At 71.3% G+C, this 18,618-nt stretch carries 17 protein-coding genes; 9 read left to right on the top strand and 8 right to left on the bottom strand.

The features are described from left to right. Positions 1–95: 95 nt before the first annotated feature. Positions 96–1,214, top strand: coding sequence for an acyltransferase family protein (locus MMSR116_RS09990; RefSeq protein WP_010684995.1), 1,119 nt, complete (start codon positions 96–98; stop codon positions 1,212–1,214). Here the strand turns inward: MMSR116_RS09990 and MMSR116_RS09995 are convergent. Further along, a complete protein-coding gene (locus MMSR116_RS09995) occupies positions 1,201–2,379 on the bottom strand; it encodes an endo-1,4-beta-xylanase (RefSeq protein WP_010684996.1) in 1,179 nt (392 codons plus the stop codon). The genes MMSR116_RS09990 and MMSR116_RS09995 overlap by 14 nt on opposite strands. A gap of 181 nt (positions 2,380–2,560) precedes the next feature. Here MMSR116_RS09995 and MMSR116_RS10000 point away from each other — a divergent pair, with 181 nt between their 5' ends. Beyond that, the gene (locus MMSR116_RS10000; protein WP_010684997.1) at positions 2,561–3,403 is read left to right on the top strand and encodes an SDR family NAD(P)-dependent oxidoreductase; all 843 of its coding nucleotides are present in this window, start codon (positions 2,561–2,563) and stop codon (positions 3,401–3,403) included. A gap of 68 nt (positions 3,404–3,471) precedes the next feature. Here the strand turns inward: MMSR116_RS10000 and MMSR116_RS10005 are convergent, their stop codons facing one another. Then, complete coding sequence (locus MMSR116_RS10005; RefSeq protein ID WP_010684998.1) at positions 3,472–3,759, bottom strand: GIY-YIG nuclease family protein; 288 nt, start codon at positions 3,757–3,759, stop codon at positions 3,472–3,474. Between the two features lie 191 nt (positions 3,760–3,950). On the opposite strand from MMSR116_RS10005, the gene zwf reads away from it, so the two are divergent. Next, positions 3,951–5,423 carry a glucose-6-phosphate dehydrogenase gene (zwf, locus tag MMSR116_RS10010; RefSeq protein WP_010684999.1) on the top strand — a complete coding sequence of 491 codons (1,473 nt, stop codon included), beginning with the start codon at positions 3,951–3,953 and terminating at the stop codon, positions 5,421–5,423. Positions 5,424–5,545: 122 nt separating this feature from the next. Further along, complete coding sequence (locus MMSR116_RS10015; protein ID WP_010685000.1) at positions 5,546–5,746, top strand: hypothetical protein; 201 nt, start codon at positions 5,546–5,548, stop codon at positions 5,744–5,746. A 99-nt stretch (positions 5,747–5,845) separates the two neighbouring features. On the opposite strand, the gene MMSR116_RS10020 is transcribed toward MMSR116_RS10015, so the two are convergent. Next, positions 5,846–7,372 carry a glucan biosynthesis protein gene (locus MMSR116_RS10020; RefSeq protein WP_039893732.1) on the bottom strand — a complete coding sequence of 509 codons (1,527 nt, stop codon included), beginning with the start codon at positions 7,370–7,372 and terminating at the stop codon, positions 5,846–5,848. Positions 7,373–7,673: 301 nt separating this feature from the next. On the opposite strand from MMSR116_RS10020, the gene mdoH reads away from it, so the two are divergent. Both mdoH and MMSR116_RS10030 read left to right on the top strand, forming a co-directional pair. Then, positions 7,674–9,605 (top strand): glucans biosynthesis glucosyltransferase MdoH, encoded by a 1,932-nt coding sequence (gene mdoH / locus MMSR116_RS10025; RefSeq protein ID WP_010685002.1) that lies wholly within the window; start codon positions 7,674–7,676, stop codon positions 9,603–9,605. Positions 9,606–9,852: 247 nt separating this feature from the next. Beyond that, positions 9,853–10,518: a L,D-transpeptidase gene (locus MMSR116_RS10030; RefSeq protein WP_010685003.1), complete on the top strand. Its 666-nt coding sequence runs from the start codon at positions 9,853–9,855 to the stop codon at positions 10,516–10,518. 52 nt (positions 10,519–10,570) lie between these two features. Here the strand turns inward: MMSR116_RS10030 and MMSR116_RS10035 are convergent, their stop codons facing one another. Beyond that, the gene (locus tag MMSR116_RS10035) at positions 10,571–10,897 is read right to left on the bottom strand and encodes a cupin domain-containing protein (RefSeq protein WP_039893809.1); all 327 of its coding nucleotides are present in this window, start codon (positions 10,895–10,897) and stop codon (positions 10,571–10,573) included. 194 nt (positions 10,898–11,091) lie between these two features. Then, the gene (locus MMSR116_RS10040) at positions 11,092–11,514 is read right to left on the bottom strand and encodes a gamma-butyrobetaine hydroxylase-like domain-containing protein (protein ID WP_010685005.1); all 423 of its coding nucleotides are present in this window, start codon (positions 11,512–11,514) and stop codon (positions 11,092–11,094) included. A 111-nt stretch (positions 11,515–11,625) separates the two neighbouring features. Here MMSR116_RS10040 and moaA point away from each other — a divergent pair, with 111 nt between their 5' ends. Beyond that, the gene (moaA, locus tag MMSR116_RS10045; RefSeq protein ID WP_010685006.1) at positions 11,626–12,648 is read left to right on the top strand and encodes a GTP 3',8-cyclase MoaA; all 1,023 of its coding nucleotides are present in this window, start codon (positions 11,626–11,628) and stop codon (positions 12,646–12,648) included. Positions 12,649–12,651: 3 nt separating this feature from the next. Here moaA and radA read toward each other — a convergent pair whose 3' ends face one another. The 3 genes from radA to MMSR116_RS10060 form a co-directional block, all read right to left on the bottom strand. Further along, positions 12,652–14,088 carry a DNA repair protein RadA gene (gene radA, locus MMSR116_RS10050; RefSeq protein ID WP_039893734.1) on the bottom strand — a complete coding sequence of 479 codons (1,437 nt, stop codon included), beginning with the start codon at positions 14,086–14,088 and terminating at the stop codon, positions 12,652–12,654. 186 nt (positions 14,089–14,274) lie between these two features. Continuing rightward, on the bottom strand, positions 14,275–15,375 hold the full coding sequence (gene alr, locus MMSR116_RS10055) for an alanine racemase (protein WP_010685008.1): 1,101 nt from the start codon (positions 15,373–15,375) through the stop codon (positions 14,275–14,277). 110 nt (positions 15,376–15,485) lie between these two features. Continuing rightward, complete coding sequence (locus tag MMSR116_RS10060; RefSeq protein ID WP_244625632.1) at positions 15,486–16,196, bottom strand: queuosine precursor transporter; 711 nt, start codon at positions 16,194–16,196, stop codon at positions 15,486–15,488. Between the two features lie 132 nt (positions 16,197–16,328). Here MMSR116_RS10060 and MMSR116_RS10065 point away from each other — a divergent pair, with 132 nt between their 5' ends. Next, entirely contained in the window at positions 16,329–16,937 is a 609-nt protein-coding gene (locus MMSR116_RS10065) for a CvpA family protein (RefSeq protein ID WP_010685010.1), read from the top strand. A gap of 131 nt (positions 16,938–17,068) precedes the next feature. Continuing rightward, positions 17,069–18,538 carry an amidophosphoribosyltransferase gene (gene purF, locus MMSR116_RS10070; protein WP_010685011.1) on the top strand — a complete coding sequence of 490 codons (1,470 nt, stop codon included), beginning with the start codon at positions 17,069–17,071 and terminating at the stop codon, positions 18,536–18,538. The last annotated feature ends 80 nt before the right edge of the window (positions 18,539–18,618 follow it).

Raw genomic sequence — 18,618 nt, forward strand, 5'->3', positions numbered from 1 at the left:
ATGACCGGGGCCGCTTCGACCGAGGCCGCCACGCGCAAACCGTAGGGCGGACCCGACACGGCCAGACAGGCCCCAACAGGAGATCGGCCCCCGCCATGCCGGATCCCGAAGACCCGCGTCCCTCGGCCATGCCCTACCTGCCGCAGCTCGACGGGGTGCGCGCGCTCGCCATCCTGATCGTGTTCGCGGCCCATTGCGGCTACAGCCACGTGGTGCCGGGCGGCTTCGGCGTCACGGTGTTCTTCTTCCTCAGCGGCTACCTGATCACCACGCTGCTGCGGATCGAGCGGGCGCGGGCCGGCGGCGTGTCGCTCCCCGCCTTCTACCTGCGGCGGACCTTGCGCATCCTGCCGCCGATGTACTTGACCCTGCTGGTCTCCGGGTTGCTCTACGCGGCGGGTCTCCTCGACTGGATGGAAGTCGCGCCGGCGGCGGTGCTGGGGCAGGCGACGTTCCTGACCAACTATCCCGGCCTGTTCGGCACCGAGGCGGTGCTGCCGGTGCCCCTGTGGAGCCTCGCCATCGAGGAGCACTTCTACCTCGTCTTCCCTCTGGCCTATGTCCTGTGGCTCGGCCGCCTGCGACCGCGCCGGGCCGCGCTCGCCTGCCTGGGCGTCTGCGCGGCGGTGCTGGCGATCCGGTGCCTCAACGTCTGGCGGCTGCCGGACTACAGCTTGAACTACAGCTGGACCCACACCCGCATCGACGCGATCCTGTTCGGCTGCTGCCTGGGCCTGTGGAACAACCCGGTGATCCCGGCCGACCGGGCGTGGCGGCCCAGGGCGTGGCACGTGGCGCTGAGCCTCGCGGTCATCCTCGGCACGCTCGCGGTGCGCGATCCCGCCTTCCGCGAGAGCATGCGCTACACGCTCCAGAGCGCGGCCCTGTTCATGCCCTTCGCCTACCTGCTGCACGGGGAGGGGCCGGCGGTGCGACTGCTCGCCAGCCGGCCGATGCGCCAGCTCGGGCTCTGGTCCTACAGCTTCTACCTCGCGCACATGACCGTGGTGGCGCTCGTGCTGCACCTGAGCCCCGGGCTGCATGGGCTCCCGCTCATGCTGGCCGCCTTCCCCGTCACGCTGCTCTGGTGCTGGGCCATGTACGGCCTCGTCGAGCGCCCCTGCGCGCGGCTGCGGCGCCGGCTCCTGGCGGACCGTCCGCCCGAGCCGGTGCTGGCGGACGGCGCCCGCCGGGCCGGCGTCACGCCCGCCTGAGCGTGTCCCGCGCCGCCCTGTGGTCCGGCGCGGCCTCGAAGGCCGCCTTCATCGCGTGCCAGAGGGGCTTGCGCCGGAACGCAGCATCGAGCGGCAGCGCCCGCTGCAACAGGCCGTCGGGCCGCTTGCGGTAGGGGTGGTCGTTCAGCCACGTGTCCGGGTCGTAGATGTCCCAGGTGACGACGTCGAGCGTGGCGGGCTCGTCCAGCACCACGTCGAGGAAGCGCCGGGCGAAGTCGGCCACCATCCGGTCGCGGGTCGCCACGTCGGACGGGAAGGCGCGGTCGTCGATGTCGAGTTCGGTGATCGCGATACCGAGACCCATCTGGCCGATCTCCCGCAGGAAGCGCCGGAGCTGGCCCTGGTCGATCGGGATTGTGCTGGTGAGGTGCGACTGCAGGCCGAAGCGCCGGATCGGCACGTTGCGCGACCGCATCGCTTCCAGCCGGCGCAGGACCTTGGTGCGCTTGGCCTCCATCCAGGGCACGCCCTGCTCCACCGCGTCCTCGTTCCAGGTCCCGGCGGCGGCCGGGTCGGTCTCGTGCAGGATCCGGAAGGCGAGGTCCACGTAGCCGGGCCCGATCGAGGCGAGCCAGGGCGAGTCGCGCAGGCCTCCGCCCCGGTCCGGATCGGCCTCGTTGCCGAGGATCTCGTTGACCACGTCCCAGGCGACGATCTGGCCGCGGTAATGCCCCGCCACGGTCTCGATCCAGCGCCGCAGGAAGTCCTCGGCCTGGGTCGGGGTGGCCCGGCCGAGGAGCGGGGCGACCCAGGGCGGCAGCGCGGCGTGCCAGACCAGGGTGTGGCCCCGCATGCGCTGGCCGTTGGCGCGGGCGAAGCGCAGGATGGCGTCGCCGCGGGCGAAATCGGTCTGGCCCGGCGCGGGCAGCACCTCCTCCATCTTCATCTCGGTGCCGCAGACGAGGAGGCCGCATTCCCGCGCCACCGCCTGCCGATAGGCCGGCGTGGCCTCGAAGCGGTGGAACGGCACCTCGCAGCCGTACATCAGCCCCTTGGCGGTCGCGGCCGCCTGGAGGCTGTCGCCCGACCAGGACGGACGGCCGAGCGGCCCGAATCCGGTCGGGCTCGCGGCCCGCGCCGCCGAGGCGAGCCCGGCGCAGGCGGCGCCGGCGAGCAGGGACCGGCGGCTCGGAAAGGTCGGCATGCCGGGTCCTGCGGTTGGGGCTGGCCTTCGGCGGGGCGTTCGTGGCGCGATCACCGGCCACCAGAGCACGGGCCGGCGCCGGATGCGATCCGCGCCGTCTGCCGGAGCCGGCGGCATCCCCAACTCGCCTTCATCACGGTTTGCCCCATCTGAAGGGCGCCATCCAGCCGAGGACCGTGTCATGAGTCAGCACCCCGCCATCAGCCCCGGCCGCAGCGCGGTCGTCACCGGGGGGGCGAGCGGCATCGGGCTCGCCGCGGCGCAGGCCTTCGCGCGGGCCGGCATGAACGTCTGGCTCGTCGACCGGCCAGGGCCGGCGCTGGAGGCGGCCCGGGCCGCGGTGGCCGAACTCGCCGCCGTGGAAATCCGCGCGGTCCCCGCCGACGTCTCGGACCGGGAGGCCGTGGAAGCCCTGGCCGCCGGTGTCGCGAAGGCCGGCCCGCCCGCCGTCGTGATGCTGAACGCCGGGATCGAGGCCGGCGGGAAGCTGTTCTCCGACGCGGACACCTGGGCGCGGATCCTGGGCACCAACCTCGGCGGCGTGGTCAACGGCATCCACGCCTTCGCGCCCGGCATGATCGACGGGGGCAAGCCCGGCGCGATCATCGTGACCGGCTCGAAGCAGGGCATCACCACGCCCCCGGGCAACGCGCCCTACAACGTCTCGAAGGCGGGGGTGAAGGCGGTCACCGAGGCGCTCGCCCACGAGCTGCGCAGCCGGGAGGGCTGCCAGACCACCGCGCATCTTCTGATCCCGGGCTTCGTCTATACCGGGCTGACCAAGGCCCGCGGCGTCGCCGAGAAGCCCGCGGGGGCGTGGACGCCGGAGGAGACGGTCACCTTCATGCTGGAGCGTCTGGCGGCGGGCGACTTCTACATCCTCTGTCCCGACAACGAGACCACCCGCGGGCAGGACGAGAAGCGGATCGCCTGGGCGGCCGGCGACATCATCGAGAACCGACCCGCCCTGTCGCGCTGGCATCCGGATCATGCCGAGGCGTTCAAGCGGTTCATGGCGGGATAGGCGCCGCTAAACCCACCGTCTCTGCGAGCGCAGCGAAGCAACCCATGGTAGCGCGACGCTCAGTGTGTTCACGCGAGATCGAGATACAGGTCGCGCCAGTCCGGATCCATCGCCTCGATCAGCGCGAGCTTGTCCTTCCGGGATCCCGCCTTGATCTGCTTCTCGGGCGTGATCGCCTCGGCCATCGTCGGGTGACCTTCGTACCAGACCGGGCGCTTGCAGGCGTACCGGCTGGTGAAGCCCGGAAGGAGCGCTTCGCGGTGCTCGTAGACTCGTCTTGCGAGGTTGGCGGTCACGCCCGTGTAGAGCGTACCATTTCGGCGACTGGCCATGATGGAGACCGCCGGCTCACGCATCGTGCTCCCTCGTCGCTGGCGCGGAGCACTGGGTTGCTTCGCTGCGCTCGCAAAGACGGAGCGGTCCGCGAACCTGGGACCTCTCGATTGCCCCCGGCCTTACCTCTCCTCTGGCGAGACCCTTGCACCCAGGTTACGTGAGTGCGACGCAGCAACCGCACGAGTCAGCGCACGCCAACCGGGAGCCGCCCTTGGCCACGATCATCCCCGTCGCCTCCTTCGACTGCGTCGTGTTCGGCGCGACCGGCGATCTGACCGCGCGAAAGCTTCTGCCCGCCCTGTTCTACCGCTTCCGGGACGGTCAGATCCCGGACACCAGCCGGATCATCGGCGCCTCGCGCTCCGAGCTGTCCGTCGACGCCTTTCGCGAACACGCGCGCGACGCCCTCAAGCGCTTCGTGCCCGCCGCCGACCTGACCGAGGACGCCCTCGCCCGGTTCCTCGCCCACGTGGACTACGTGGCGGTGGACGGCGCCGGCGAGAGCGGGTGGGGGGACCTCGTGGCCAAGCTCGACGAGCGGCCCGATCAAGTGCGACCCTACTATCTCGCCACCTCGCCCGACCTCTACGGCTCGATCTGCCGCAACCTCGCTGCCCACGGGCTGGTCGGCGCGAAATCCCGCGTCGTGCTGGAGAAGCCGATCGGCAAGGATCTCAAATCCGCCAAGGCCATCAACGACGCCGTGGGCGAAGTCTTCCCCGAGTCGCAGATCTTCCGGATCGACCACTATCTCGGCAAGGAGACGGTCCAGAACCTGCTCAGCTTGCGCTTCGCCAACACCATCTTCGAGCGGCTCTGGACCTCGGACGTGATCGACCATGTCCAGATCACCGTGGCCGAGACGGTCGGCGTCGAGGGCCGCGCCGGCTACTACGACACGTCGGGCGCCATGCGCGACATGCTGCAGAACCACATCCTGCAGTTGCTCTGCCTCACCGCCATGGAAAGTCCGCTCAATCTCGAGGCGAACTCCGTCCGCGACGAGAAGCTGAAGGTGCTGCGCGCCCTGAAGCCGATCACCGCCCACGACATCCAGTCTGCCACGGTCCGCGGCCAGTACGTGGCCGGCGCGGTCGACGGGCAACCCGTGGAGGGCTACCTCGCCGAACTCGGCCACGAGAGCCGGACCGAGACCTTCGTGGCCATGAAGGTCGAGATCCAGTCGGGGCGCTGGGCCGGCGTGCCGTTCTATCTCCGCACCGGCAAGCGCCTGCCGCGGAAGCTCTCGGAGATCGTGGTGCAGTTCCGCGCCTCGCCGTTCTCGATCTTCCCCGAGGAGGCTTTCGGCCGCGAGCCGAATCGCCTCGTCATCCGCCTGCAGCCGCAGGAGGGCATGAAGCTCGAGGTGATGACCAAGGATCCGGGGCCCGGCGGCCTGCGCCTGCGCCCCACCGATCTCGACATCTCGTTCGAGGAGACCTTCAAGCAGCGCTACCCGGACGCCTATGAGCGGCTGCTGATGGATGTGGTGCGGGGCAACGCCACCCTGTTCATGCGCCGCGACGAGGTCGAGGCCGCCTGGGCCTGGGCGGACGGCGTGCTCAAGGCCTGGGCCGACCGGCCGGAGGCACCGCGGCCCTATCCCGCCGGGAGCTGGGGGCCGACGGCCGCCATCGCGCTGATCGAGCGCGACGGCCGGACGTGGCACGAGGAGCTGCGGTGAAGCTGTCCACAGCTTACGGCCAAGCTGCCTTGATACCGTCAAGCCCGAGGTGGACCCTGCCTGCGCCGCCGATCACCGCCCCGCCAGAGGGCTGGGTCCGGCTCAGCACAAGGGACCATCAGATGCTCGACCCAAACCGGGACGCGGCCGTCCAGGCCGAGCGCCGCATGGAGCGGTCGGTCGCCGCCGCCCTGCGCGTCATCGCCGCTGCTCACGACGAGCGGCAGGCCCCCCCCGTCTCCGCTGCCCGGCGCCGGTTGAGCGAGGTCTATGGTGAGACCCGCTTGGCGCGCCGCCTGGAGCAGGAGCGCCGCACGGCTTGAGTCGCCTCGTCTCTGCGCTGAGCGAAGCCATCCGGAAGCGCCGCGCTCACCGTGGTCACGCTACCCTGCGTCGCTTCGCTGCGCTCGCGATGACGGCATCTAGACCACGGCGTCCCAGGTCTCGCTGAGCGGCATAGTTCCGCGGATCAGCCGGGCGCGCAGCACCACGTCGCCCGCCGGGAGCGGCTCCGGCGGCCGCCACTCGACGTAGATGCGCCATCCGCCGGTCTGCGGCACGAAATTGGCCACCGGCTCGTGCATCGTGCCCGCACTGGCCGAGACATCCACCGAGATCGCATCGTCAGGGCCGTGCGGCAGGCTCGGCCCCTCGAAGTCGATCACGCAGAGCCGCCGCTGCGGACTTGGCGGCTTCGTGGGACGCAGCCGCTCCGCCGAGCCGAACCGGGTCGAGGTGACCCGCGCGAGGGCCGCCTCGGGAATCGCCGCGACGGGCTCCGCTCCGACGGTGGTCAGGCCGTAGGCGAGCCGCAGGGGCGCGCCCGGCTGAGCCGCGGCCGCCGGCACGAAGGCCGCCACGATGTTGTCCATGTACTCCTCGACCGAGGGGATCTCGTAGAGTTGCACGGCGCCCGCCGCGAAGGCAGAGCCGCCGGCCTCCGGCGACACCCACAGGCCGGGCCGCGCTTCCTGGCGCGCCTCGACATCCAGATAGGCGGCAAAATTCCGCTGCCGCTGGAGCAGGCCGAAGCCCGCGAGCGGCGCAGCCGCGAAGGCCGAGATCTGCGGCTGCGCGCGCCCGTTGACGAGCGGCCGCCAGATCCGGTCGATCCGCGCCGGATCGACACCGGCACCGGCACCGGAAGCGACGCACAGCCCGTCCGAGTCGTGCACCTGCGGCCGGAAATCGTCGACCGGCTTGGCGTCCCGGGCACCGGGCCCGTTCTCGCCATACAGGAACATGCTGGTGAGCGGCGCCAGCCCGAGCTTCGCGACCGTTTGGCGCGGATGCAGCTCCGCCGTGACCGCGATGCGGGCCGGGTCGCCGGGGGTGATGGCGAACCGGTAGGCACCGGCGACGCTGGGACTGTCGAGGAGCGACAGCACCGTCAGGCTGCGGGCTTCGGGCTCCGGCTCGCAGATCCAGTGGGCGACGAAATCGGGGAATTCCTCCCCCTCCGGCGCGCCGGTTCCGATGGCGAGGCCGCGGGCCGAGAGACCGTATTCCTGGTTCGCGGCCCGCAGACGGAAGTAGGAGGCGCCGAGGAAAACCAGGAATTCCTCCTGAAATCCTTTCGGCCGCCAGGACGGCGTCTCCGGGGAGGCGTAGTGCAGGCGGAAGCCTGCGAAGCCGAGATCCGGTGCAAAGCTTTGCCCGGCGAGTCCCGCGCCCAGATCGAACAGCCGACTCGCGTAGGGGATCGGGCGCGCGGCTCCGCTGCGGGGCTGAAGGTAGAGGGCCACCCGCTTGCGCTGCAGGAAGCCGCGGTGGAACAGCTGCGCGCTGAAGGTCTCGCCGAGCCGGATGCCCTCGTCCGGGCGGAAGGTGATCGCCCGGTAGCCGTCATAGTCGAGGGCGGCGAGCGCGGGCGGCAGGTCCTCGGCCGGCTCCGCGTAGGGCGCGGCGGCGCGGCGCGCCGCCTCGGCCGACAGGACTTCGAAGGTCATCGCGCCCGCCTGCGGCTGAAGCGCCGACCCGGCCCACGTTCTGGACCCATTCAGATCGGCCGCGCTAGGTAGGAGCGTGCCGGCAGCCGCGGTCAGGGCGTTTCGAAGAATGCGGCGTCGGGAGGGGGGATCGATCCGTTCGGCTTCCGGCTGCGCGTGCGGCCGGCTCGGCTCCGTGTCCTCACCCCGCACATCGGTATCCACGGTCATCGGTTCCCGGCCTCAGGCGGCGGGGCGGCCGGCAGCCTTCCACGGTCGAGTTCCTCGCGCCATGCCCCCTCGTCCCATCTCTTCGCGCCCCATGTCCTCACGCGTCACTTCCTCCGCCGAGCCGTCGCACCGGAACGCGGGTCCGTCCCTATCCGATCCGTCGGCGCCGGTGACGCTTCGGGAGATCTGGACCGGCCTGCGGGCGGGACGGGTCCTGCGCGTCCGGCGCCTCGCCCTGGCAGTGCCGAGCCTCGTCACCGCGGGCAGCCTCGCGTGGCTCGCGGCGCTGGCCTACCCGGCCGGGGTCAGCCCTCTGGGATGGGCGGTGCTCATCCTGTTCAGCCTCGTCATGGGCTGGCAGGCCTTCGTCGCCTGCCAGTACGCCTACGGCCTCGTGGCCGACCTGCTGGCAACCCGGGCGAAGTCGGCGCTGGAGCGCCGCTCCGAGGATGCGGAGATCGTAGCGGCCGGCGAAGGACGCACCGCCGCCGTGGTGGCGATCCACGCCGAGGATGCGGTGGCGGTCTTCGCCCGCCTGCGGGTGATGGCGCGGTCGCTCGCCCGCGCGAACGCCGAGGCCATCGACATCTTCGTCCTGTCCGACACGCGCGACGGCGCGATCGCCGCCGTCGAGGAGCACGAATTCGCCCGCATCCAGGCCTGGGCGGCGGCCGACCCGGCGCTGCCGCGGATCCGCTACCGGCGGCGGACCGAGAATGTCGGCCGCAAGGCCGGCAACATCGGCGAGTTCTGCCGCAGCTACGGTGCCGAATACGCCTTCATGATCGTGCTGGACGCCGACAGCCTCATGACCGGCGCGGCCATGACCCGGCTGGTCGGGCTGATGCAGGCGAGCCCCCGCACCGGCCTGATCCAGACCGTCTCGTACGCGGCGGGCCGGGACACCCTGTTCGCCCGCATCCAGCAATTCGCCGTGCGCCTCTACGCGCCCTTGGCTTTGCGCTGCCTGGAGACCTGGCAGGGGCCGGAGGGCAGCTACTGGGGCCACAACGCGATCCTGCGGATCCAGGCCTTCGCGGAGAACGCGCAGCTCCCCCGGCTGCCGGGCCGGGAGCCGCTGGGCGGCGAGATCCTGTGCCACGACATCGTCGAGGGCGCGCTGATGGTGCGCGCCGGCTGGGAGGTGCGGCTGCTGCCCGAGATGGGCGGCACCTGGGAGGAGATGCCCACCAACCTCATCGACCTCCTCGGCCGGGAGCGCCGCTGGTGCCAGGGCAACCTCCAGCACCTCCGGGTCCTGCCCTGGGCCGGCCTGCACGGCGCGAGCCGCTGGCACCTGCTGGTCGGCATCCTCTCCTACGGCGTGCTGCCTCTCTGGATCGCCTTCCTCGGCCTCGCCGCCTGGCAGGCCGCGCGGACCGGGGATCTCGGCCTCCTCGCCTACGGATTGACCGGACAGGGTGCCGCCGCCCACGCGTTGGCCGCCCTCAGCGTCGCCGTGCTGGCGCTGCCGAAGCTTCTGAGCCTCGGCCACGTCCTCGCGTCCCCGGAGCGGCGCGCGGATTTCGGCGGCACCCGGGCGCTGCTCGCGAGCGCCGCCCTGGAGCAGGCCGTGTGGGTGGTCCTGTGGCCGGTCCTGACCCTGTTCACCGCCGGAGCCGTGGTCTCGACCTTCCTGGGCCGGGTGGTGCGCTGGGAGACGCAGGACCGAGACGACCGGCAGGTCTCCTGGTCCGAGGCCTTCCGGCTCCAGGCCGACGCGGTCGTGGTCGGCAGCCTGATCTGCTTCGCCCTGGCGATGGCCGGCAACCTGTGGCTCACCCTGTGGATGGCGCCGCTGGCCCTGGCGCTCCTCACCAGCCCCGCCCAGAGCGTCTGGACGAGCCGGGCCGATCTCGGCCGCTTCGCCCGGGCCCGGGGCCTGTTCCTCAACGCCGACGACACCCGCCAGGCGCCGGAACTCGCCGAGCTCGCCCAGATCCGCGGCCTGCCGGCCGCGCCGACGGCGCTCCGCCCGGTCGCCCGGGAGACGGCCATCTGGCTCGCCGCCGACGAGGCCTGAGGTCGGGAATTCGCCTGCAAATCGAGGGCATTGATACCCGAGACGATCGGAAATCGTCCCTCGTCTTACGGCCAAGCTGCCACAGTGTTGCCATCGAGTCACGGGTTTCCGGAACCGCCCCATCGGGGCGGTTTCAGGCTTGGCTTTGGGATGGGAGCGTTTACCCCTTGGCGAGGATCGGCACGGCATCGTGCCCCGGTATTCGCCGCGTTCCCACCATAGTCTGCGCCTGCCCCGAGAGGCTTTGATGCGTCGTATTCTCCCCGCCCTGATCGGGCTTTTCGGCGTGGCCGCCTGCGCCGCGCCGGCTCTCGCCTACGAGATCGATCCGCTGACCCGCCAGCCGCTGAACGACGCGCTGACCGTGCGCGTGCGCCCGCAGGCCGTCGAGACCGTCGCGGTGCCGGTGGCCAACGCCGCGCTCAACACCGCCGACCCGATGGACCAGGATGCGGCGGTGCCGCAGATGTCGGCGATCCCGCGGGAAGTCGTGGCGTATAACGGCCCCTACGGCGCCGGCACGATCGTCGTCTCCACGGCCGAGCGGCGCCTCTACTACGTGATGGGCGGCGGCCAGGCCCTGCGCTACGGCGTCGGCGTCGGCCGCCCGGGCTTCACCTGGGGCGGCGTGCAGACCATCACGATGAAGCGCGAGTGGCCGGATTGGCGTCCGCCGTCGACCATGCTCAAGCGCCGGCCCGACCTGCCGCGCTACATGAAGGGCGGCCTCGAGAACCCGCTGGGCGCCCGCGCGATGTATCTCGGCGGCTCGATCTACCGGATCCACGGCTCCAACGAGCCGGAGACCATCGGCACCGCCGTCTCGTCGGGCTGCATCCGCATGACCAACGACGACGTGACGGACCTCTACACCCGCGCCAAGGTCGGCACGAAGGTCGTCGTCCAGCGCTGATTGTTTCGGGACTTTCGGGGGAGGGCCGGCCGCGAGGCTGGCCCTTCTGCGTTCAGGTCTCCGGCAGGGTGACCAGCGCGTCCGGACGCTTCACCTCGATCTCGATGAACGCGATCGGGTGGTCGGAGCCGTTCATGACGTCGTGCCGGATGCCGGCCGGGCGCGTGTAGGATTGCCCGGCCGCCAGCGCCGTCTCGCTGACCGCCGCGCCGTCGTGGACGCGCAGGACCCCGTCCACCAGCATCACCACGAAATACGGCCAGCCATGCTCGTGCCAGCCGGTCACCGCGCCGGGCGGGAAGTCCCAGCGGGTGATGCGCACCGTGGCGTCATCCTGCTGGATCGTCGGCGTGGCGGGGATGGTGCAGGTGAAGGCCATGGTGGCTCCGAGCGACAGGCTGACGGTCGTGCGATGCAAGCCGCCGGCCTATTTTCCGCGGCTCTGCTCGGCCCGCAGTCATCGCGAGCGAAGCGACCCAGGGCAGCGCGTCCTCGACAGGCGTGGCGCTGCTGGATTGCTTCGCTCTCGCTCGCAAAGACGGCGCCGGGTCCGAGGTATATTGCGCGCCGCCCTCAATGGCACCCGCACGAGCCGGACCCGCAGCCCCCGCCGGACTTGACCGGCACCTGCCGCGCCGTGTCGCGGTCGAGGCCGCGCTCGGCGAGTTCGCCGAGATAGGTCTGCCAGCGATCCTCGTACTCGCGGCCCAGCGCGTGCAGGTAGCCCCAGCCGTAGATGCCGGTGTCGTGCATGTCGTCGAAGCCGAGCTTCACCGCGTAGTTACCCACCGGCTCCACCGCCAGGATCGCTACGGACCGCTTGCCGCCGATCACCTTGCGCTCCAGGGGCGAGTGGCCCTGCACCTCGGCGGAGGGACTCGAGACCCGCAGGTACTCGGCCGGAAGGGCGTAGCGGGCGCCGTCCTCGAAGGCGACGTTGAGCACGCGCCGGTCGGCCGACAGGCGGATCTCGGTCGGCCACAGATCCTCGGTCACGGGTCACACTCCTCACGCAATCTGGGGCTGCGGCCCGGGACCTGCTTGCCCACGACCGTTTAGGGCATCATATGCCGGACGATGCGCGATGACAGCTCCCCGACGCCGCGGATGTTCGCGGCCGATGCGCCCGCCTGGCCTGCGCCGCTGATCGACCCGTTCCAGCGGGCGATCTCGTACCTGCGCATCTCCGTGACGGACCGCTGCGACCTGCGCTGCGCCTACTGCATGTCCGAGCACATGGAGTTCCTGCCCAAGCGCGATCTGCTGACCCTGGAGGAGCTGGACCGGCTCTGCGGCGTGTTCATCGCCCGGGGCGTGCGCAAGCTCCGGATCACCGGCGGAGAGCCGCTGGTGCGCCGCGACATCATGCACCTGTTCCGCCGGCTCTCGCGCCACCTCGATTCGGGGGCGCTGGAAGAGCTGACGCTGACCACCAACGGTACCCAGCTCACCCGCTACGCCGACGAGCTGGCGAGCCTCGGCGTGCGCCGGATCAACGTCTCGCTCGACACGCTCGACCCGGACAAGTTCCGGGCAATCACCCGCCGCGGCGACCTGAAGGTGGTGCTCGACGGCATCGCGGCGGCGCGGGCCGCCGGGATGAAGGTGAAGATCAACGCCGTGGCACTGCGCGACGTCAACGCCGACGAGATCCCCGACATGATCGCCTGGGCGCACGGCCTCGGCATGGACATGACGCTGATCGAGGTGATGCCGCTGGGCGAGATCGAGGCCGACCGGACCGACCAGTTCCTGCCCCTCTCGGTCGCCCGGCAGCGCCTGGAGACCCGCTACACCCTCACGCCGCTACCCGACCGCACCGGCGGCCCGGCGCGCTACGACCGCGTCGAGGAGACCGGCGGGAAGCTCGGCTTCATCACGCCGCTCACCCACAATTTCTGCGAGAGCTGCAACCGGGTCCGCCTGACCTGCACGGGCCAGCTCTACATGTGCCTGGGTCAGGAGGACTCGGCCGACCTGCGGGCGGTGCTGCGCGCCTCTCAGGACGATGCCGTGCTGGCGGCGGCGGTGGTCGAGGCGATCACCCGCAAGCCCAAGGGCCACGACTTCGTCATCGAGCGCCAGCGCCCGGCGGCCGTGCCGCGGCACATGAGCGTGACCGGGGGGTAGCGCTCACATCTCCTCGTCGGCGTAGCGCGATTGTTGCCGGCCGCGCTGGCCGGATCCCTTTCGCGGCGCCCCGGCACTGATCCCCGCCACCAGATCGGCGATGTGGCGCAGCGTCTCCACCGCGAGCGCCTTCTCGCCTTCGCCGCGCCCCTGCGGGATCAGCGCCTTGGCGAAGCCGAGTTTTTGCGCTTCCTTCAGCCGGGAGCCGGCCTGCGCCACGGGCCGGATCGCCCCCGACAGCCCGATCTCGCCGAAATAGACCGTCTCGGGCGGCAGCACCGCCCCCGACAGCGACGAGACGAGGGCGGCGGCCACCGCCAGATCCGCCGCCGGCTCGGTGATGCGCAGGCCCCCCGCGACGTTGAGGTAGACGTCGTGGCTTCCGAGGCGGATGCCGCCATGGGCCTCCAGCACGGCGAGCACCATCGACAGACGGTTCGGGTCCCAGCCGACCACGGCGCGGCGCGGCATGCCGAGGGAGGAGGGGGCTACGAGCGCCTGGATCTCGACCAGCAGGGGCCGCGTGCCCTCCATGCCGGCGAAGACCGCGGTGCCTGCGGCCTGATGGTCGCGGCCCGCCAGGAACAGCGCCGAGGGGTTCGGCACCTCGCTCAGGCCGGCGTCGGTCATCTCGAACACGCCGATCTCGTCGGTGGGCCCGAACCGGTTCTTCACCGCGCGCAGGATGCGGAAATGGTGGCCCTGGTCGCCCTCGAAGGAGGCGACCGCGTCGACCATGTGCTCCACCACCCGGGGGCCGGCGATCTGCCCGTCCTTGGTGACGTGGCCGACCAGGATCACCGCCGTGCCGGTGGTCTTGGCGAAGCGGATCAGCGCCTGCGCGGAGGAGCGCACCTGCGTGACCGTGCCGGGGGCCGAATCCACCGTCTCGGTCCACATGGTCTGGATCGAGTCGATGATCGCCAGCGCGGGCGGCCGGCCCTGGCTCAGGGTCTCGACGATGTCCTCGACGTTGGTCTCGGCGGCGAGCTGCACCGGCCGGTCGCTCAGGCCCAGCCGCTCGGCCCGCAGGCGAACCTGCCCCACCGCCTCTTCGCCCGAGATGTAGGCGACCCGCTCGCCCGTCCCGGCCATGGCCGCGGAGGCCTGCATCAGCAGGGTCGACTTGCCGATGCCGGGATCGCCGCCGAGCAGGATCACCGAGCCGCGCACGAAGCCGCCGCCGGTGACCCGGTCGAGCTCGCCGATCCCCGACGGCATGCGCGGCGCCTCCTTGGCCTCGCCGGTCAGACCCTCCAGCGGAAACACGCGGCCGCGGTTGCGCGACGGCCGGGTGGCGGCGGGCCCGGACTGGCCGGGTGCCGACGGTGCCTCCTCGACGATCGTGTTCCAGCCGTTGCAGGCCTCGCAGCGCCCGCGCCAGCGGTTGTAGACTGCCCCGCAGGACTGGCAGACGAAGGTCTGGTGGATCTTGGCCATGGCTCGGTCAGGTCCGCGATGCGTGCGTCGCGCCGTCGATAGGATCGCGTCTCCCGGGGCCGCAGCGCGGAGCCCGGGATCCAGAGCCGCCGACCTGCCAGGACTTGGTACCGGCGGCGGTTCTGCATTCCGGGCTCGCCTGCGGCGCCCCGGATCGTCGGGCGGCCGTCATGCGCGACGGAAGGCTCAGCGCGACTCTACATAAGTTCGAACATAACGAGAACCCAGACCCGTCAGGATCTCGTACCCGATCGTGCCGGCGGCGCGGCCGACCGTATCGATGTCGAGGCCGTCGCCGATCAGCACCGCGGTCGCGCCGCGTCGCGCCGCGGGCGCTGCCGTGACGTCGAGGATGATCAGGTCCATCGAGATGAGCCCGAGGACCGGGCAGGAAACGCCGCCGACGAGCGCCTGACCGCGTCCGCTGATCGCCCGGGGAAAGCCGTCCGCGTAGCCCAGCGACAGGGTCGCCAGCCGGCTCGGGGCGCGGGCGGTCCAGCGGCCATTATAGCCCGCGCTGGCGCCGGGCTCGACGTCCCGCACCTGCGCGATCATCGCCTCCAGCCGGACCACCGGCCGCATCGGGTTCGCGGCGCCCGGCGTGGGGTTGCCGCCGAACAGGGCGTAGCCCGGCCGCAGCAGGTCGTGCTGCGCACCCGCGAGGAAGACGCCCGACGAATTCGCCAGGGAAGCGGGCATGTCGGGATAGGCCGCCCGGACGCGGCCGAAATCGGCGATCTGCCGGCCGTTGACGGGGTCGTCCGGCTTCTCGGCGCTGACGAAGTGGCTGAGGAGCAGATCGATTCCGGAGGCCGCGATCAGCGGATCGCCCGCGAGGTCCAGGGCCTCCGACACGGACAGGCCCAGGCGGTTCATGCCGGTGTCGACGTGGAGCGCCGCCGGCCGGCGGACGGGCGAGAACGCCGCCCAGTCCGACAGCTCCTCGACGCTGCCGAGGACGGGACGCAATCCGTGCGCCGCGAAGGCGGCGGCGGCGCCCGGAGGCAGACCGTTCAGCACGTAGATGGCGGCCTCCGGCAGGGCGGCCCGGGCGGCGACGCCCTCGGACAGGTGCGCGACGAAGAAGGTCCGGCAGCCGGCGGTCCACAGGGCCGGCCCGACCCGGCCGATCCCGCAGCCATAGGCATCGGCCTTCACCACGGCGGCGCAGGCGGCGCCCGCGCCCCGCGCCGCCAAGGTCCGCCAGTTGGCCACGATCGCCCCGAGGTCGATCGTCAGCCGGGCGCCGTGCGCGCCGATATCCATCACGGTTCCGGCCTCGGTCACGCAGGCCGCCTCCTTCCGCTCACGTCGGGACTCCCGGAAGCACAAGCCGGACCCATAGCACCGGGACGGCGCCCGGGTGGAGCCCGGCCGTCCCGACTCACGCGGGCGGCTCACCCGCGCAGGCGGAAGGGGTTGAAGTCCGTATCCGCATCGAAGGCGTCGCGTCCCTCGGCCCGTTTCAGGAAGCCGATCAATGGCAAACTCAGCGGGAGGGCGAGGATCTCCCAGGCGACCTTCAGCATCCAGACCGACAGGATCAGGGCCAGCAGGTCGGCGGCCGGATAGAGGCCTCCGAAGGCGAGCCCGATGAATAGCACCGAATCGACCCCCTGACCGATCAGCGTCGAGGCGACGAGACGCACCGCGAGCCAGCGGCCGCGGAGGCGCAGCTTGAGCTTGGCCAGAGCGTAGGCGTTCAGGAACTCGCCGGCGAGATAGGCGGTGAGGCCGGCGAGGGCGAGCCGCGGGGTCGCGCCGAGCACCGCCTCGAACGCCTCCTGGTGGGGCCAGAACGGCGCCGGCGGCAAGGCCGCGGCCGTCCAGTAGGCCAGGATCCAGAGCGCCTGGGCGAGGAACCCGGTCCAGACGACGGCGCGGGTGCTGGCATAGCCGTAGACCTCGGTCAGCACGTCGCCGAACAGGTAGGAGGCGGGGAACACGATCACCGCCGCCGTGAAGGTCAGGCCGCCGACCGCGACGATCTTGCCCGCCAGCACCAGCGAGATCATCAGCACCGCGCCGAACAGGCCGGCGATCGGAACGAGGTAAACAGAGCCCCCGGCGGGTCGGTCCGGCGTCATGGCCGGGCGGGGCTGATGCATCGACGGCACAGGCCCGGGCCGAGGCGCGTACGCCAGGGTGACGGCCGAGGTCCGGCTTGGTATAAATCCACCGCGGTCCGGGGGAGCCGCACGGCCGACGCGCCATCCCCTCGGGTACCAAAAAGCTCAACGATGCCGTTTACCGTCCTGGATCTCGTCGTGCTCGGCATCGTCGCGGTCTCCGCGCTGCTCGCGGCCGTGCGTGGCGTCACCCGCGAGGTGCTGGCGATCGTCGCCTGGGTGGCCGCCGCCGCGGTCGCCTGGACGCTCTACCCGATGCTCCTTCCCACCGTGAAGCAGCACGTGAACAGCGACACCGTGGCGCTGGTCGCCTCCATCGCGGCGATCTTCCTCGGCACCCTGATCATCGTGTCGATCATCACGGTGAAGATCTCGGACGTGGTCCTCGATTCGCGGATCGGCGCCGTCGACCGGTCGCTCGGATTCCTGTTCGGGGCGGCGCGCGGCTTCCTGATCTGCGTGATCGGGTGGGTGTTCCTGTCCTGGCTGGTTCAGGGCAAGGTGCCTGACTGGGCCGCGCAGGCGCGCACGCGTCCGATGCTGGAGAAGTCCGGCGACGCCCTGGTGGCGCAGCTCCCTGAGAATCCCGAGGGCTTCCTGAAGCAGTTCAAGAAGCCGAAGGCCGTCGCGCCGCCCAACGAGGCCGCCGACGCCCCCGCCGAGACCGACCCGGCGCCCCAGCGCCGGACCGAGACCGCGCCGACCCCGACGCGACGCTGATCTGCGGTATTCGCCGTAGGTCGCCTCGCCAGGAACGCCTAGATAGCGGGTCCGGTAACGAACGGATTGCATCCGCGACAGCCGGCGCGCCGGCCCGTCGCCGCCGGGACCCGTGAGTGATCGACCGCCTCATGTCACACGCCGCCAATCCCACCGCCGATTTCGATCTCGACGGCGACACGCTCCGCGAGGAGTGCGGCGTCTTCGGCATCTTCGGGCACCCGGAAGCCTCCGCCATCGTGGCGCTCGGCCTGCACGCCCTGCAGCACCGCGGCCAGGAGGCGGCCGGCATCGTCTCCTTCGACGGCGCGGTGTTCCACTCCGAGCGCCGCCCCGGCCTCGTGGGCGATTCTTTCTCGGACGGCGAGACCATCGCCCGCCTCAAGGGCCGCGCCGCCATCGGCCACGTGCGCTACTCGACCACGGGCGGGACGATCCTGCGCAACGTCCAGCCGCTCTTCGCCGAGCTCGCCAGCGGCGGGCTGGCGGTCGCCCACAACGGCAACCTCACCAACGCCCTGTCGATCCGCCGCGACCTCGTGCGCGACGGCGCGATCACCCAGTCGACCTCCGACACCGAGGTGATCCTGCACCTCGCGGCCCGGTCCCGGAAGCCGCGGATCATCGAGCGCTTCATCGACGCCCTGCAGGCGATCCAGGGCGCCTACGCGATCGTGGCGCTGACCAACAAGAAGCTGATCGGCGCCCGCGACCCGCTGGGCATCCGCCCGCTGGTGCTGGGGGAGCTCGACGGCCGTTACATGCTGGCCTCCGAGACCTGCGCCCTCGACATCATCGGCGCCCGCTTCGTGCGGGACATCGAGAACGGCGAGATCGTGGTGATCTCCGAGGAGGGGATCGAGTCGATCCGCTTCGCCGACGCCGTGCCGATGCGGCCCTGCATCTTCGAGTACATCTACTTCGCCCGGCCGGACTCCGTGGTAAACGGCAAGAGCGTCTACGGCGTGCGCAAGGCGATCGGCCGGGAGCTGGCCCGCGAGGCCGCGGTGGCCGCCGACGTCGTCGTGCCGGTGCCGGATTCCGGCGTGCCGGCGGCGCTCGGCTTCGCGCAGGAGACCGGCATCCCGTTCGAGATGGGGATCATTCGCAACCACTACGTCGGGCGGACCTTCATCCAGCCGACCCAGTCGGTGCGCGAGCTCGGCGTGCGGATGAAGCATTCGGCCAACCGGGCGGCGATCGAGGGCAAGAGCATCGTCCTCGTGGACGACAGCCTCGTGCGCGGCACGACCTCGGTGAAGATCGTCCGGATGATGCGGGAGGCCGGCGCCGCGGAGGTCCATTTCCGGATCGCCTCGCCGCCGATCACCTATCCGGACTTCTACGGGATCGACACGCCCGAGCGGGAGAAGCTGCTCGCCGCGACCCACGACCTCGAGGGGATGCGCAAGTACATCGGCGCGGACTCGCTGGCCTTTCTGTCGATCCCCGGCCTGTACCGGGCGATGGGCGAGGAGGCGCGGGACACCGCCTGCCCGCAATACACCGACCACTGCTTCACGGGCGATTACCCGACCGGCCTGACGGATCTCTCCATCGCCGGCCCGAAGCGCTTCGCCATGCTGGCCGAGGCGGACTGAGGTTTCGGGATCCCAAACGGCTTCAGCCCAGCCCTTTTAGCTGTTTGCGGAAGCGCTGGGACACTGGCGGAGCGCGCTCT

This window comes from Methylobacterium mesophilicum SR1.6/6 (assembly GCF_000364445.2).
GTDB classification, from domain to species: Bacteria; Pseudomonadota; Alphaproteobacteria; order Rhizobiales; family Beijerinckiaceae; genus Methylobacterium; species Methylobacterium mesophilicum_A.